Origin of the sequence: Methylomonas sp. EFPC1 (assembly GCF_016925515.1) — a bacterium.
GTDB classification, from domain to species: domain Bacteria; phylum Pseudomonadota; class Gammaproteobacteria; order Methylococcales; family Methylomonadaceae; genus Methylomonas; species Methylomonas defluvii.
In genome coordinates, this window is the sequence record NZ_CP070494.1 from 4,221,668 (window position 1) to 4,236,597 (window position 14,930).

General features: G+C 54.5%; 16 protein-coding genes and 1 other RNA gene. 7 read left to right on the forward strand and 10 right to left on the reverse strand.

All coding sequences use genetic code 11. From position 1 onward, the window contains the following. Nucleotides 1-39 precede the first annotated feature (39 nt). A complete protein-coding gene (gene crcB, locus JWZ98_RS19415) occupies nucleotides 40-747 on the reverse strand; it encodes a fluoride efflux transporter CrcB (RefSeq protein ID WP_033157807.1) in 708 nt (235 codons plus the stop codon). Further along, nucleotides 747-1,292 (reverse strand): oligoribonuclease, encoded by a 546-nt coding sequence (gene orn / locus JWZ98_RS19420; protein WP_033157874.1) that lies wholly within the window; start codon nucleotides 1,290-1,292, stop codon nucleotides 747-749. Before orn ends, crcB begins: the two co-directional genes overlap by 1 nt. Nucleotides 1,293-1,381: 89 nt before the next feature. On the opposite strand from orn, the gene JWZ98_RS19425 reads away from it, so the two are divergent. The 7 genes from JWZ98_RS19425 to JWZ98_RS19455 all read left to right on the forward strand — a co-directional run bounded on the left by JWZ98_RS19425 (nucleotide 1,382) and on the right by JWZ98_RS19455 (nucleotide 9,005). Beyond that, nucleotides 1,382-2,632 (forward strand): M48 family metallopeptidase, encoded by a 1,251-nt coding sequence (locus JWZ98_RS19425; protein ID WP_205451413.1) that lies wholly within the window; start codon nucleotides 1,382-1,384, stop codon nucleotides 2,630-2,632. After that, a complete protein-coding gene (gene rsgA / locus JWZ98_RS19430; protein ID WP_205451414.1) occupies nucleotides 2,632-3,543 on the forward strand; it encodes a ribosome small subunit-dependent GTPase A in 912 nt (303 codons plus the stop codon). Before JWZ98_RS19425 ends, rsgA begins: the two co-directional genes overlap by 1 nt. 122 nt (nucleotides 3,544-3,665) lie before the next feature. Beyond that, nucleotides 3,666-5,693, forward strand: a complete 2,028-nt coding sequence (locus tag JWZ98_RS19435) for an alpha-ketoacid dehydrogenase subunit alpha/beta (RefSeq protein ID WP_205451415.1) — start codon at nucleotides 3,666-3,668, stop codon at nucleotides 5,691-5,693. A gap of 9 nt (nucleotides 5,694-5,702) precedes the next feature. Further along, entirely contained in the window at nucleotides 5,703-6,806 is a 1,104-nt protein-coding gene (locus JWZ98_RS19440) for a 2-oxo acid dehydrogenase subunit E2 (protein WP_205451416.1), read from the forward strand. A gap of 31 nt (nucleotides 6,807-6,837) precedes the next feature. Beyond that, entirely contained in the window at nucleotides 6,838-7,104 is a 267-nt protein-coding gene (locus JWZ98_RS19445; protein WP_205451417.1) for an acyl carrier protein, read from the forward strand. A gap of 54 nt (nucleotides 7,105-7,158) precedes the next feature. Beyond that, nucleotides 7,159-8,016 (forward strand): hypothetical protein, encoded by an 858-nt coding sequence (locus JWZ98_RS19450; RefSeq protein WP_205451418.1) that lies wholly within the window; start codon nucleotides 7,159-7,161, stop codon nucleotides 8,014-8,016. Continuing rightward, entirely contained in the window at nucleotides 8,013-9,005 is a 993-nt protein-coding gene (locus JWZ98_RS19455) for a polysaccharide deacetylase family protein (protein ID WP_205451419.1), read from the forward strand. The genes JWZ98_RS19450 and JWZ98_RS19455 overlap by 4 nt, the downstream gene beginning before the upstream one ends. Before the next feature lie 71 nt (nucleotides 9,006-9,076). On the opposite strand, the gene JWZ98_RS19460 is transcribed toward JWZ98_RS19455, so the two are convergent. The 8 genes from JWZ98_RS19460 to rluC all read right to left on the reverse strand — a co-directional run bounded on the left by JWZ98_RS19460 (nucleotide 9,077) and on the right by rluC (nucleotide 14,789). Then, complete coding sequence (locus JWZ98_RS19460; RefSeq protein ID WP_205451420.1) at nucleotides 9,077-9,415, reverse strand: histidine triad nucleotide-binding protein; 339 nt, start codon at nucleotides 9,413-9,415, stop codon at nucleotides 9,077-9,079. Nucleotides 9,416-9,423: 8 nt separating this feature from the next. Next, complete coding sequence (gene recR, locus JWZ98_RS19465) at nucleotides 9,424-10,020, reverse strand: recombination mediator RecR (protein ID WP_205451421.1); 597 nt, start codon at nucleotides 10,018-10,020, stop codon at nucleotides 9,424-9,426. A gap of 2 nt (nucleotides 10,021-10,022) precedes the next feature. After that, the gene (locus JWZ98_RS19470) at nucleotides 10,023-10,346 is read right to left on the reverse strand and encodes a YbaB/EbfC family nucleoid-associated protein (RefSeq protein ID WP_026147014.1); all 324 of its coding nucleotides are present in this window, start codon (nucleotides 10,344-10,346) and stop codon (nucleotides 10,023-10,025) included. 16 nt (nucleotides 10,347-10,362) lie between these two features. Then, nucleotides 10,363-11,961, reverse strand: coding sequence for a DNA polymerase III subunit gamma/tau (gene dnaX, locus JWZ98_RS19475; RefSeq protein ID WP_205451422.1), 1,599 nt, complete (start codon nucleotides 11,959-11,961; stop codon nucleotides 10,363-10,365). Between the two features lie 33 nt (nucleotides 11,962-11,994). After that, an RNA gene (gene ffs / locus JWZ98_RS19480) (signal recognition particle sRNA small type) lies at nucleotides 11,995-12,091 on the reverse strand. A gap of 116 nt (nucleotides 12,092-12,207) precedes the next feature. Beyond that, the gene (gene sppA, locus JWZ98_RS19485) at nucleotides 12,208-13,191 is read right to left on the reverse strand and encodes a signal peptide peptidase SppA (protein ID WP_205451423.1); all 984 of its coding nucleotides are present in this window, start codon (nucleotides 13,189-13,191) and stop codon (nucleotides 12,208-12,210) included. 7 nt (nucleotides 13,192-13,198) lie between these two features. Then, nucleotides 13,199-13,846, reverse strand: coding sequence for an HAD-IIIA family hydrolase (locus tag JWZ98_RS19490; protein WP_205451424.1), 648 nt, complete (start codon nucleotides 13,844-13,846; stop codon nucleotides 13,199-13,201). Further along, nucleotides 13,830-14,789: a 23S rRNA pseudouridine(955/2504/2580) synthase RluC gene (gene rluC, locus JWZ98_RS19495; RefSeq protein WP_205451425.1), complete on the reverse strand. Its 960-nt coding sequence runs from the start codon at nucleotides 14,787-14,789 to the stop codon at nucleotides 13,830-13,832. Before rluC ends, JWZ98_RS19490 begins: the two co-directional genes overlap by 17 nt. Nucleotides 14,790-14,930: the final 141 nt, after the last annotated feature.

The window sequence follows — 14,930 nt, forward strand, 5'->3', positions numbered from 1 at the left end:
GTTAAAGATCCTGAATTGAAAAAAGAGATAAAACGACGGCTATACCTGCTTGCCCAGCCACAAGCCGGTCCACAGTGCGGCGGCGCAAAACACGATGTTGCTTAGAAAAACGGTCAGCATCGCACCCATGTGCGATTCGAAGGAATGACCACTTTCCAGCAGGTAGAGAATCAAATATAAGCCGGACAGCGTGATGAATAAACCAATCAGAACGGTCACTAAAATGGCCCGGTATTCTATTGAAATGGACAGTTTGTGCATCAACACCGTGGCGACGATGCCGATCAAAAACGCGCCGATGCCATTAACCAGCGTCAATGCATAGGGAAACGGCCAGTCGAACACACGAATTGTGCCCTGCGAATAGAAAAACAAGCCTTTGCCTAGCGCCAAACCGGCCCATACCGCTAACAGGCAACCGAACACGCTGGCTACAATATTCAGACCGGCCTTGCTGAGTTGTCCCTGTTCCAGCAAATAAAAGGTTTCCAGAGAAAAGCTGGAAAAAGTGGTAAATCCACCCATCACGCCGACCAGAATCGCGGTGCGGTATTCCAAGGCAATCGTCAGACGTTGCAGAATCAACGCTTCGGTCATCAGCCCGATCAAAAATGAGCCGAGCAAATTGACCGTCAAGGTACCGTAAGGAAAGCCCCGGCCCAGCCACAGATATACGCCGCTGGAGGCCAGATAGCGCAACATGGAGCCTATGGCGCCGCCAAGAGCGACCGCGAACAATTGCAACATCAGAATTTAAAGAACGTTTCCCGGTAGTACCGTAATTCTTCGATGGACTCGATGATGTCGTCCAGCGCTTTGTGCGAGGCTTGTTTGTTAAAGCCATCCTTTAACTGCGGCGCCCAGCGCGCGGCTAGTTCCTTAACGGTGGAGACGTCCAGGTTGCGGTAATGGAAATAGGCTTCCAATTTGGGCATGTAGCGATAGAGAAAGCGCCTGTCCTGACAAATGCTGTTTCCACAGATCGGTGACGTTCTGGCCGGCACCCATTCTTGCAAAAACGCGATGGTTAGCGCTTCCGCTTCGGCCGCGTCGATTTTTGATTCCTTCACCCGCTGAATCAATCCGGACTGCCCATGGTGCTTCTGGTTCCAGTCGTCCATTGCCGCCAGCGCCGCGTCAGACTGATGCACCGCCATCACCGGCCCTTCGGCCAGGATTTGCAGATTTTTGTCGGTCACTACCGTGGCGATTTCGATGATCAGATCGTTATCAGGATCTAAGCCTGTCATTTCCAGATCGATCCAGATAAGATTGTCGGCATCTTGAGCCATTTTCATTCCATGGTATTAATAATGTTGCGGCAAATTGTAGCATTAGCTAATCTGTACCGCTAATTGTTAACCCCACCTACATAGGCTTGATGAACACGTTTACCGGCATTTTTTTAGCGGCTTTAGTCCTTTCCTACGGCATCCAATTTTGGCTGGCAATGCGCCAGAAATCCTACGTTTTACAGCATCGCGAGCAGGTGCCGACCGCCTTTCAAGACCGAGTGTCACTCAGCGCGCACCAAAAGGCTGCCGATTACACCATAGAGAAAAGCAAACTGGGCGACATCGACAGCGTGGTCGGCATGGTATTTCTGCTGGCGCTGACCTTGGGTGGCGGCATCAGCCTGGTGTTCGATTTCTGGTCAACCTTCGATTTGTCGCCACTGATGGCCAGCTTGTTGTCAATGGCCAGCATTTTTCTGCTGATGACTGTAATTGAAATCCCGTTTAGCCTTTACCAAACCTTTGTCATTGAGGAAAAATACGGCTTCAACAAAAGCAAACTGCCGCAGTTCGTGAAAGACCAACTAATGTCCATGGGCTTGACGCTGGCGATAGGTTTGCCGATTCTGGCGCTGATTTTGTGGGTGATGGACAGCATCGGTGGCCTATGGTGGCTGTATGCCTGGGCCATCATCATGAGTTTTTCGCTGTTGATGAGCTGGCTGTTTCCGACCGTGATCGCCCCGCTGTTCAACAAATTCGAGCCTATGCAGGAAGGGTCGTTGAAACAACGCATTCAGGGCTTGCTGGAACGTTGCGGCTTCAACAGTCAAGGCATTTTCATCATGGACGGCTCGCGCCGCTCCGGCCATGGCAATGCGTATTTCACCGGTCTAGGCAATAATAAGCGCATCGTGTTTTTCGATACCCTGGTCAATTCACTGGACGAGGAAGAGCTGGAAGCAGTGCTGGCTCACGAATTGGGCCATTTCAAATGCAAACACACCATTAAGATGCTGGTGGCTTCGTCAGTGATGACCTTGATCAGCTTTGCGGTGTTGGGCTGGTTGATCAGTCAGGACTGGTTTTTCGACGGTTTGGGCGTCAGCACCCATTCCAATGCCGCCGCACTGTTGCTGTTTATGCTGGTGTCGCCTGTGTTCACCACCTTCATGCAACCGATCAGCGCCTACTTTCAGCGTAAATTCGAATTCGAAGCCGACGACTTTGCGACCCGCAATGCCCAAGGCAGCAAAATGATCAGCGGTTTGGTGAAACTTTACGAAGAAAACGCCAGCACGCTGACGCCCGACCCACTTTACTCGGCGTTCCATTACAGCCATCCCCCCGCCGCGATCCGCATAGCGCATATCGAAGAAAAGATGCAGTCCGCCTGATGGCAGACCTGCACCAGGGCTTGGTCGTCGCCCATCTCGGCAAAGGTATCGCCGTCGAGGTGAGCGACGACGCTGACAAAGCTGCCGAGCAACTCGTGCTCTGCCAGACTTTACGTAAACTGGACACAGTGGTCGTCGGCGACCGAGTGTTGCTCTCCATGTCCTCCCCCGAGCAAGGCCGCATCGAGCAGATACTGCCCAGGCGCTCGGTGTTGCAGCGTCCCAGCCGCGGCAACGACACGCGGCCGGTAGCGGCTAATCTGGATACCATTTTCATCGTCTTCGCCGCCGAACCGGAATGCGATTTTCTGTTGCTGGATCAATATTTGGCGATCTGCGAAAACTGCAATATCGATGCGGCTTTGGTACTCAATAAAGTCGATCTGCCACTCTCCGCCATAGTTGAAGAAGGCTTAGCCTACTATCAAAGTTTGGGCTACAGCTTACATAGAGTCAGCGCCAAACACGCGCTTGGTGTTTCGGGTCTACAACAGGCTTTGGCACAACAGACCAGCATGTTCGCCGGCCAATCCGGGGTCGGCAAATCGTCTTTGACTAACGCGCTATTGCCGGACCGGAATCTAAGAACCAACACTGTATCGGAAATCACCCGCCACGGCCGCCATACCACCACGGCCGCGACGCTTTACCATTTACCGGGCGGAGGCGATCTGATTGACAGCCCCGGCGTGGCGATATTTGGCTTGGCCGGCTTGTCGGAAGGGCAACTGGCTTGGGGTTTTAGAGAATTTCAGCCGCACATCGGCAAATGTCGCTTCAACGACTGCCGGCATGTCAATGACAAGGATTGTGCGGTGCGGCTAGCGGTAGAAGCAGGCCAAATTGCCGCAGAGCGCTACCAGCGCTTCTTAAAACTCAGAGAAAAGATGCCGCCGGGCAATCGCAACTAGTCCCTTCCAACACATGATTCTGCATTCCGGACCAGCTCAATCCCATCTTGCGTGCTACAGTAGGTTCGCGTAAATTATATTCTTTTGACTAAAGCGCTAGCCAAGACCGCCGGAACCAATACATGGATACACACACAGTAGCTCGCCTTCCGGACGATAAAACTTGGCAAGTGCCGGGCTTCACGCGCGACCAGCACGGTAAACCGCAAATCGGTCTTGAGCCGGAAAGTCTTTATGCTTACGGTCACCTGATTCGCCTGACCGAAGAGCTGGTGCTTGATCAATTTTCCCGCGGCCTGGTCTCGGGTACCACCCACACCTGTATCGGCCAAGAACTCACCGCATTATCGGTAGTTCGCGCCTTGGATCATCCCGATGACGCCGTCCTCTCCAATCATCGCAATCATGGGCATTTCCTGTCTTACTCCGGCGACTTTGTAGGGCTGGTTGGCGAAATTATGGGCCGCGAGGCTGGCGCCTGCGGCGGTTGGGGCGGCAGTCAACATCTGGTTCACCGCAATTTTCACAGTAACGGCGTGCAGGGCGGCATGCTGGGCATTGGCGCGGGTCTGGCCTTGGCGCGCAAGCTGCATGGCAGTTCCGGAATCGTGGCCGCCATCATTGGCGACGGTACGCTCGGCCAGGGCCTGGTCTACGAGGCAATGAATCTGGCGTCGGTCTGGAACGCACCGTTGCTGGTCGTGGTCGAGAACAATGGCATTTCTCAAACTACCGTCAGTCGCGACAACCTGGGCGGCGATATCGAAGCCCGCGGCGCGGCATTCGGACTACCGACCTGGCGCCTTGCCGACAATGACCCGGAGTTCTGCAGCAAAGTGGCGGACGTAGTCAGCGCAGTCCGCGCGAGTCGCGGCCCCGGCTTCCTAGTGATCGACACCCGGCGGATGGGCCCTCACAGCAAAGGCGACGACCTCCGCGATCCAAACGAACTTGCAGAAATTCGCGCCCGCGACCCGTTGTCGGCGTTGGCCAGGCAGTTGCCAGCCGATACGCTGGCAATCATCGAGACCCGCAATCGCGAATTTGTGGAAACGGTACGCCAAACCGCCAATGCCTCGCCGGAAGCCACGCTCGCCGAGACACCAACACATATCTTCACAGCTCAACCAGAACACCCAGTGCCCAGTTATCCGCCCATCGGGGCGGGCAGCAACGTACGGCAGGTGTTGAACACTGCCTTGCAATTCCTGCTTAATTCCGATCGGCGCACACTGTTAATCGGCGAAGACCTGCACGACCCCTACGGCGGCGCCTTCAAAGTCACACAAGGTCTGTCCAGCGAATTTACCGGCCGCGTCATTTCCACACCGATCAGCGAGGCCGGCATCACCGGCTCGGCTATCGGTTTGTCGCTTGATGGCTACTTGCCCATCGTGGAAATCATGTTCGCCGATTTCCTGTCGTTATGCCTGGATCAACTACTCAACCATGCCGTGAAGTTCCCCGGCATGTTTGCCGATACCTCGGTGCCTATCGTCATCCGCACACCTTGCGGCGGCCGGCGCGGCTACGGCCCCACGCACAGCCAAAGCCCGGAGCACCTGTTTACCTCTGTGCCGGGCTTGACCGTGGTTTACGGCAGCCACAGACATAATGTTGCCGAACTTCTGATCGACGCCGTACTGCGCTGGCACTATCCGGTGCTGTTTCTTGAACACAAGCTGCTTTACGGCGAAAAAATGGATTCGGCGGATTATATCGCGTTGCCGGCAACGGACGATGTCGCTACCCACCTGTTCCCCACATTACGTCGCGGTGCAACCGAACCTGACCTGACCCTGGTTAGTTACGGCGGCATGCTGACAATGACAGAAGCGGTGGCAAGCAGACTGGAAAGCGAAGAGGAATTAGCTGTCGAAATTGTTGCACCATCCCTGCTTTCGCCTCTGCCGCGCGAATCTTTGATCAAGCATCTGGCAAAGCGGGAATGCGTGGTCGTGATCGAAGAATCTCACCACGACTTTGGCGTCAGCGCCGAAATCGCCGCCGCTTTGCTCGAATCCGGATTCAAGGGCCAGTTTCTGCGCATCGGCACGCCGCCCGTGCCCATCGCCTCCGCCCGCAGTCTGGAGCGCAGCATTATTCCCGACGAACAATCGATCATCGACCAAATTCTCGACCTTTTTTAAAGGACAGCCATGCCCAGTTTCCAAACCGTCCCCTGCGTGAACATCAACGACGAGTTCGTGGACGTCGTCAGCATCGACGTCAAGCAAGGCGAGTTCGTCAATAGCGGTGACGTAGTCGCCACCGTCGAAACCGACAAATCCATGATAGACGTGGTCGCGGAACAGGACGGCTACGTGCTGAGGGTCGACTGCGAACCGGGACAAAAAATTCGCGTCGGTGCAGTGATGTTCTGGCTGGGCGCGACGCGCGACGAAGCCATCCCGGAAGAAACCAAGGACACTTCGTCAACAGCAAGCGCTGTCCGCCAACCCACGGCAAAAGCCAGAGCCATGCTAAAGGAACTGGACATCGACCCGGCCCGCGTCCCCGCCAGCGGTGAACGCCTTTCGGTGGCCGACATCGAAACCTGGTTAAGCAAGGGCGGTAAGCCCGGCAAAGCCGCCGTATCTAGCCAATCGGCGATACGCCGGGAAGACGTTCCAACAGTTGCCGGCGACTTGCAAGAACTGTCGCCGGAAGCGGCGGGCATGCTGCATACAGTGGCTTGGCATCGGGATTTTGCGGCCTCGGCCTATCTGGAGGTCGAATACGACCCCAAGCCCTGGGAGGAACGGGCCGCCACCTATGCGGCGGAACATAAGCTGATGCTCTCTCCCTTGCTGCCGCTGATGGCCTTTCGTCTGGCCGAATTGGGCCGCGAACGTCCGCTGATCAACTCCACGATAGTCAACGGTCAGCGTTTCCAATATACGCCCGTGAATATCGGCTTTACCGTGCAGGCCGGCGCGATGCTTTATCTAACCGTGGTCCGCGACACTCAAGACATGGATGCGGCACAATTCATCAGCGCCCTCGGCGAGGTACAGCGCCACGCGATGGCTCATAAGCTGCCGCCGCAGGAAGCCTCCGGCGCCACCTTATCCTTTTCGAGTATGGCGCGCTGGAATGTCAGCCGCCACACCCCCATTTTACCGCCGCAGACATCGCTGATTATCGCCCACGCAGCCCCGAAAAATTCCGATAAGGCCGTACTGGGTGCCACTTACGATCATCGCGTTCTTACGGGTTTTGACGTCGCACAGGTGCTGCTGGCATTATCCCGCCCGGCATAATCAACTCACTTAAACCAGAGGCCACTGATAGATGAACCTAAATCCCGAAGAGATCAAAGCCGCGATTCGCGCTAAGGTAATAGAGCTTGCCAAAGCGCTGGACATGGACGCATCCGGCGTCACTGACGAAGACATCCTGCCCGCCACCGGCCTACTCGACTCCGGCGCCATTCTGGAATTGGTGGTCTGGTTCGAGGCCAGCTACGACTTTCGGATCAAACAGGAGGACATGAACATAGACAATCTCGGCTCGATTAACGCGATGACCAACTTTCTGCTTTCCAACAAACAAGCCTAACCAGAATAATCATCCCGTACGCCTATTTGACGCTATTGCGCTGAAGGAATAATCATGGCCATGCCGACGCTGGAACCGATTCAAGACGGCGACCTGCTCGCCTTCTGCCAATTTCTCACGGAACACCTCAGCGCCGAGCGCAGCGCCGAACAATGGGTGCAAGCTTTCCAGCAGAACTGGGGAGTAGCCAAACCCAACAACGGTTTTCTGATTCGGGACGAAGGCAAAATTGTCGGCGGCATCGGCGCCATCTACGCCGAGCGCATCATCCGCGGCCAAGCGGAACAGTTCTGTAATATTACCAGTTGGTGCGTGCTGGAGGCCTTCCGCTCCCAAAGCATGCGGCTGGCGATGGCGGTCGTCTCGCAGCCCGGCTTTCATTTCACCGACCTGACGCCAACGGAAGTAGTATCGAAGACCCTGCAATTCCTGAAGTTCAAGCCGATGAACGAGCGCCACGCACTCTGGCCCAATCTTCCCTGGCCATTTGCCCGACTCGGCGGTATAGGCATAATTATTGATCACGATGTCATCGAACAAGCGCTTGCGCCGGCCGATGCCAAGGTATTCCATGACCACCGCCACCTACCCTGGCTTAGACACTTGGCCGTTGGAAAACCTGGCTCGTATTGTCTCGTGACCTGGAAACCGAACAGATTAAAAGGCGTACCCGGCGCGCTGGTGTTGGGGTTCAGCGATCCCGAGCTGTTTCTGAATTACCGACAAACCATCGGCTGGCACCTGTTACAAAATGGCTGTTTTTATACGCGAGTGGAATCACGTCTGCTACCTAGGTTACCGCTGATTTCGCACGAACTGGCCGGCTATCGCAACAAAGTATTCCGCAGCGACACGCTGGCCGAATCAGACATCAGCAACTTTTATTCCGAGATCGTGGGGCTAAACCAGTGAGTGAGCGAAAACTGATTCGCGTAGACAGCGAAACCCGCCCCATCCTCACGGTAGTCATCCATACCGAAGAGGAGTTCGACTGGAACAAGCCGCACGACAGACACGCCACAGGCGTCAAGCATATGCGTCACATCGACCGGGCGCAGAGCGTTTTCGACAGTTTTGGTATTGTTCCAAACTATGTGGTCGACTATCCGATTGCTTCGCAAGAAGAAGCTTTCGGTCCGCTGAAAGCCTACGCCGATTCGGGACGAGCACTGATCGGAGCGCATTTGCATCCCTGGGTGTCGCCACCGCACGATGAAGAACTGAATGCCCGCAACTCCTATCCCGGCAATTTACCGCGCGCGTTGGAATATGAAAAACTCAGGATACTCACCGAACAAATCAAAAGCTCGTTCGGCACCTCGCCGTTAACTTATCTGGCAGGCCGTTACGGCTTCGGCCCCAACACCGGCGAGATTCTCGAAGAACTGGGCTACGAGGTAGACATCAGCGTGGCCGCGTCTATCGATTACAGCGCCGACGGTGGCCCGGACTACTCCAGCTATACCAGCGACCCGTTTTGGTTTGGCAACCAGCGCCGCCTGCTTAGCTTGCCCGGCTCGGGCGGTTACGTGGGAACATTGCGGGCGGGTGGCACGCCTCTTTACCGGCAGCTGATGCATCCCTGGCTGCGCAAAGCCAAGATTTCGGGAGCAGTCGCCAGGCTACGGCTACTGGAACGCATCAGGCTCTCGCCCGAAGATTACAGCGAACCGGAAATGCGCCGCTTAACCAAATCCTTGCTGGCTGACGGTGTGCGAATCTTTGTATTCAGCTTTCACTCGCCGTCGGTGATGCCCGGCGGTACGCCTTACGTGAACAGCGATGCGGACCTTGAACGGTTTCTGGAAAAGTGCCGGCGCTACTTCGACTTTTTTATGCGGGAATTGGGTGGCACGACCATGACCCCGCTGGAGATCAAGGACTGGCTGGAACAGCATTGATGCCCCGGCAAGCCGCACAAACACAAAAAAGCCGCGAATTACGCGGCTTTTTTGTGCTTTTTATGTCCGCGTTAACCCGGCGGCCAATGCATCTGCCTGCCGGCCAGCAGATGCAGATGTAAGTGATGTACGGTCTGCCCACCGTCGTCGTTGCAGTTGAACACCGTCCGGTAACCGCTTTCCGCATAACCCAACTGGCCGGCAATTTTAGCGGCAGTCTGTAACATCAATCCGCCCAGCAAGGCATCGTCCAGATCATTTAAATTAGCGACGTGGCGCTTAGGGATGATTAGCACGTGCAAGGGCGCTTGCGGATGTATATCCCTGAACGCCAGCAGTTGCTCATCCTCGTAAACCACATCTGGCTTGATGTCACCAGTGACCATTTTGCAAAACAGGCAATCGCTCATGTGTCCTCCTAAAATTCGCGGCGACCGTTGAAGGCGTGCGCCAGAGTGCCGCTGTCGATAAATTCCAGCTCGCCGCCCATCGGCACGCCGTGAGCAATGCGGGTGGCGCGGATATTGAATTTGCCGGCGACTTCGCCGATGAAATGCGCGGTGGCCTGACCTTCCACGGTGGAATTGGTCGCCAGAATGATTTCCTTGATTTGCCCACTCGCCATGTGTTGCTCGAGCAACTCGAAACCAAGCTGATCGGGACCGATACCGTCCAAGGGCGACAAGCGGCCGTGCAATACAAAGTATTTGCCCTTGAAGGTGGTGGCTTGATCGATCACCCAAACGTCAGCGGGGCTTTCGACGACACACAAGGTTTCCGTATCGCGTAACGGGTTGGCACAGACCTCGCACAACTCGGCTTCGGTCAAAGTCCGGCATTCGCGGCAATGGCCGATTTCGTTGACGGCCCTAGCCAGTATTTTGCTGAGCTGCATGCCGCCGTCGCGATTGCGCTGCAATAGATGAAAAGCCATGCGTTGCGCTGATTTTGGCCCGACGCCCGGCAGGCAGCAGAGGCTTTGAATCAACTCTTTCAGCAGGCCCTGGTTTTGCATGCTTAGAACGGCATCTGGAAACCGGGTGGGATTGGGATGCCGGCAGTGACATCGGCCATTTTTTCTTTTTTCATTTTGCCGACTTTATGCACAGCATCGTTGATCGCCGCCGCCACCAAGTCTTCCAGCATGTCTTTGTCGTCGCCGACCAAAGACGGATCGATGCTGACCTTACGCACCTCGCGTTTGCCGGTCATCACTATCGTCACCAAGCCGCCACCGGACTCGCCTTGCACTTCCATCGCACCCAATTCTTCCTGAGCTTTTTTTAAGTTGTCCTGCATTTTTTGGGCTTGTTGCATGATGCCCGCTAGCGCATTTTTCATCATCGTCTCTCCAATATTAATTCAGTGGCTCGATACTGCCAGGCATAATTCTGGCGCCAAAAGTATCTTTCAAAGCCTGCACATTTTCATCGTTATTAATACTATCGACCGCCGCTTGCTGCCGATCTTCGCGCGCTTTTTGCATTTCCAGCGCCGGTGTCATTTGCTGCTCTACTTGCTTGCTTATCACCAGTTTTAACGGTTTACCGTAATAATTTTGCAATGCTACCCTTAGGTTGTCCTCGGCTTTAGTCCCGACTTGCTGGAAGCTCGGATCGAGCAGCAAGCGGCAACTGCTGTCGTCGATCCCGTCCAACACGCAGTTATTCGCCAGTTCGCGGGTACGCCCGCTGATATTCAATGCGGCGATAATTTCGGTCCAGTTGCCGGGCTTGGCGGTTTGCGAGACTGATGACGGACGCGGCTCTTCGATGGATTTGGCACTGCTCTCCACAACCGCAGCTGACGCCGGTGTACTGACAACCGACTTAACGACCGGCGGTTTGGCCGGCTCAAGCGTTTGGGCTTCCGCAGTTTGGGGCCGGAAAGTCAGCATCCGCAGCATGGCCATTTCAAAACCGCTACGCGGATCGGGCGCCAGCGGCAAATCGCGTTGGCCAAGCAAGCCAATCTGATAATACAGTTGCACGTCTTCGGGCAATAAAGTCTTGGCTAGAGTGTCCAATAATTGCTTATCAAATTCCTGATCGACGAAATCCGGCATTTGCTGTAACAACGCGACCCGATGCAATACCCGCAGCATCTGCTGCAGAATATCGGCGAAATCCGGCGTCAACTCGGCGACATCGGCGATTTTTGCCAGCAAGGCCCGCGCATCGCCTGCCGCCAAAGCCTGCAACATGTCGTCGATAGGCTGCTGAGCCACGGTGCCGAGCATGCCGATCACCGCTTCCGCCGTGACGCTGCCGCTACCGTACACGATGGCTTGATCGAGCAAGCTCAAGCCATCGCGCAAGCTGCCGTCAGCGGCTCTGCCAAGCATTTTTAGCGCGGCTGGTTCGAAGGCGATTTGCTCCTGGCCCAAGATGAACTGCATTTGCGCGTCGATTTGCTCCGGCAGCAACCGTTTTAGATTAAATTGCAAACAGCGCGACAATACCGTGACCGGAATTTTATGCGGATCGGTGGTAGCCAGCAGAAATTTGACGTGCGGCGGCGGCTCTTCCAGGGTCTTTAACAAGGCGTTAAAGCTATGCCCGGACAGCATATGCACTTCGTCGATTAAATAGACTTTGTAGCGGCCTTGATTGGGGGCGTATTGGGCATTGTCGAGCAGATCGCGGGTATCTTCGACTTTGGTGCGGGAGGCGGCATCGACTTCGATCAAGTCCATGAACCGGCCTTGCTCGAAATCTCGGCAAACCCGGCATTCGCCGCAAGGGTTGAAATCTTTTAGATCTTCACAGTTGATGGCTTTGGCGAGAATCCGCGCCACCGTGGTTTTGCCGACGCCGCGGGTGCCGGTGAACAGATAGGCATGATGCAATCTATCATGCTGCAAGGCGTGCATTAACGATTGACTGACATGCTCCTGACCGACAAGCTGCTTGAAGTTGCTGGGACGCCATTTTCTGGCAAGAACCTGATAAGCCATTAGCAACGCGGAAAGGCAAGAGTTGGGCGGCTACTGCGCCAGCCACATCCCGGCACACGAGTCCGCTGCTACCGTTGCTTCCTTCCGGACCTGGCGGGGTTTACAGCGTATCGTTGCGAGAGGACCGACACAGTAACCATAAAACATCAGCAAGACGCTGAAGAGTGGCGCATTATCCATAAAAGTTCATCGTTAAGCAACTGTCTTGCCAAAAATTAAGTAAATAAATGGATAACACGCGCCGGACTACTGCATCGCCGGCACAGGCAAACGGCTGGCGATAGCATGACCGAACGAAGCGCCGAACTTGCCGGCCAAGCGGTCGATCAGACGCTCTTGAGGAGTAAAGTTTACTTTCTCTTCGGTGCCGAACTGGTCGCGGGCCACGCTATCGACGCTACCGAAATCATCCGCCAATCCCAGCCTGACGCCTTCCGTGCCGGTCCAAATCAGCCCGGAGAACATCTCGGGCGCTTCGGTTTCCTTCAAACGCTTGCCGCGTCCTTCCCGCACCGCACCTATAAATTGTTGGTGTACTTGGTCGAGCAATGACTGCATATGCTTGCTTTCTTGCTGATTGACCGGCGAGAACGGATCGAGCATGGCTTTGTGTGCGCCGGCGGTTAACAAACGCCGCTCCACGCCCAGCTTGTCCAATACATTAGTAAAGCCAAAGCCGTTCATGATGACGCCAATAGAGCCGATGATGCTGGCCTGATTCACGAATATTTTGTCGGTAGCCGAGGCGACATAATAACCGCCGGATGCGCACATATCGCCCACTACCGAATAAATCGGCAATTGCGGATGCTTGGCTTTCAAGCGCCTGATTTCATCGTAAATGTAAGCGGATTGCACCGGACTGCCGCCGGGTGAGTTGATATTGAGGATGATACCCTTGACATTTTTATCCTTGGCCGCATCACGTAAGCCCTCGATCACCACATCAGCACTGGCGGCCTCACCTTCGACAATCTGCCCGAGCACATCAACGATAGCCACATGCTCGGAGGTGTCGGACTCGATATCCTCCTTGAATTTCGGGTAAATCGCTATACCCAGCACAACGGCCAAATAAGCAAACGTCAGCAACTTGAAAAATATTCCCCAACGGCGCGCCGCTTTCTGTTCGTCGATTGCGGCAAACGCCAACTTCTCCAGCACCGACTTTTCCCAACCGGGGCTGTTTTCAGCAATATCTTCGGGAACATCTTGTTTATTCTCCACCATTTGTCTCCTATATGATTCCGATTAAATCGGTGGGATAGTTCACACACAACAAGGGATTGTATTTTTGCAAGGTTGCCGCGGAATGCGCCCCGCAAGTAACACCGATTGACGCGACTTGGGCATTTAAAGCCATTTGCAAATCATGCACCGAATCGCCGACCATCAAGGTGCGCTGTTTATCCACACCCAGTTCAGCCATGATTTCATCCAGCATCAGCGGATTGGGCTTGGAAGCCGTTTGGTCCGCACAGCGCGCAGTACAAAACAAATCCGCCGCACCGGTCGCATTCATTGCTGCATGCAAACCCGCGCTTTTCTTGCCGGTCGCCACAGCCAGACGATACCCTTGGTCACGAAACTGCTTCAACATTTCACGCACACCGGGAAACAAGTCGTCAGGACCGATTTGCTTGCTAAAAAAGGTTTCCGCGTAATCGGTAGCGATCTTTTGCCGGATCTCGGGCTCTTCAGTCGGAAACAGTTGCTTCATCGCATTTTCGATGCTCAAGCCGACGATGTCTCGGACCGCCTGCGCTTCCGGCACGGCACATTCACAACTCCTCGCCGCTTGTTGGATGCAATGCACGATCCAGTCCACCGAATCCATTAAAGTACCGTCCCAATCAAAAATGATTAAATCAAAGCGGTTTTTCATGATTCAGCAATTCTTGTAAATCCTCGGGTAATGGTGCGGTAAAGTGCAGCAAGTCGCCACTGACCGGATGCGCAAACTGCAATTGTTCGGCGTGTAAAAACAGACGCTTGTATCCACGCTTTTTAAAGGCTTTATTCTTATCGTCATCGCCATAACGATCATCGGCCACAATCGGATGCCCCAGCCAAGCAGCATGTACCCTAATCTGATGGGTACGGCCTGTTTTAGGCGCGGCATGTACCAAGGTGACATCCTGAAACTGCTTCAGCCGCGTGAAAAAGGTTTCGGCGGATTTGCCTGCCTGGCTGACCACTACCATCCGCTCGCCGCCCTGGGCGACGTTTTTCAATAAGGGCACCTCGACTAACTGCTTCTTGCGTTGGAACTGCCCAACCAGCAAGGCCAGATACGTCTTCTGAATACCATCGCCGCGAAAAAGTTCATGTAACAGCTTCAATACTGAACGCTTCTTGGCAATCAACAAGCAACCGGAGGTTTCCTTATCCAGCCTATGCACCAATTCCAAAAACTTCTGTTGCGGCCGAACCTGTCTTAGCCCCTCGATCACGCCGGAACTGACGCCGCTGCCGCCATGCACGGCAAAGCCGGCCGGCTTGTTCAACACGATAAAGCCCTCGTCTTCGTAAAGAATGTGGTTTTCCAGGCTGAACTTCAAGGTGGGTTGGACGATGATTTCGTCTTTTTTTTCCGCGACTCTAACCGGCGGAATTCGCACAATATCGCCCAACTGCAACTTGTAACTGACGTCGATACGGCCTTTATTGACCCGAACTTCGCCCTTTCTGACCATGCGATAGATGCGGGTTTTGGGAACGCCTTTGAGATAAGTGATCAGAAAATTATCGAGCCTTTGTTCGCTGTTTGCCTCGGTAATCTCCAGCCATTGGACTTGCGGATTGGTCTGATTTTCTGCGGTATTCATGCGGCAAATAATAACAACATATCCGCCAGCCATGTTTAAAATTGCTGCTGTCAATAAACATTGCTATATTAGGCTAGTTTATCTTTGGATAGACTTTAGCTATAAAAATTTAAAGACCGGGGTTTCAGCGTTGTGTCTTCG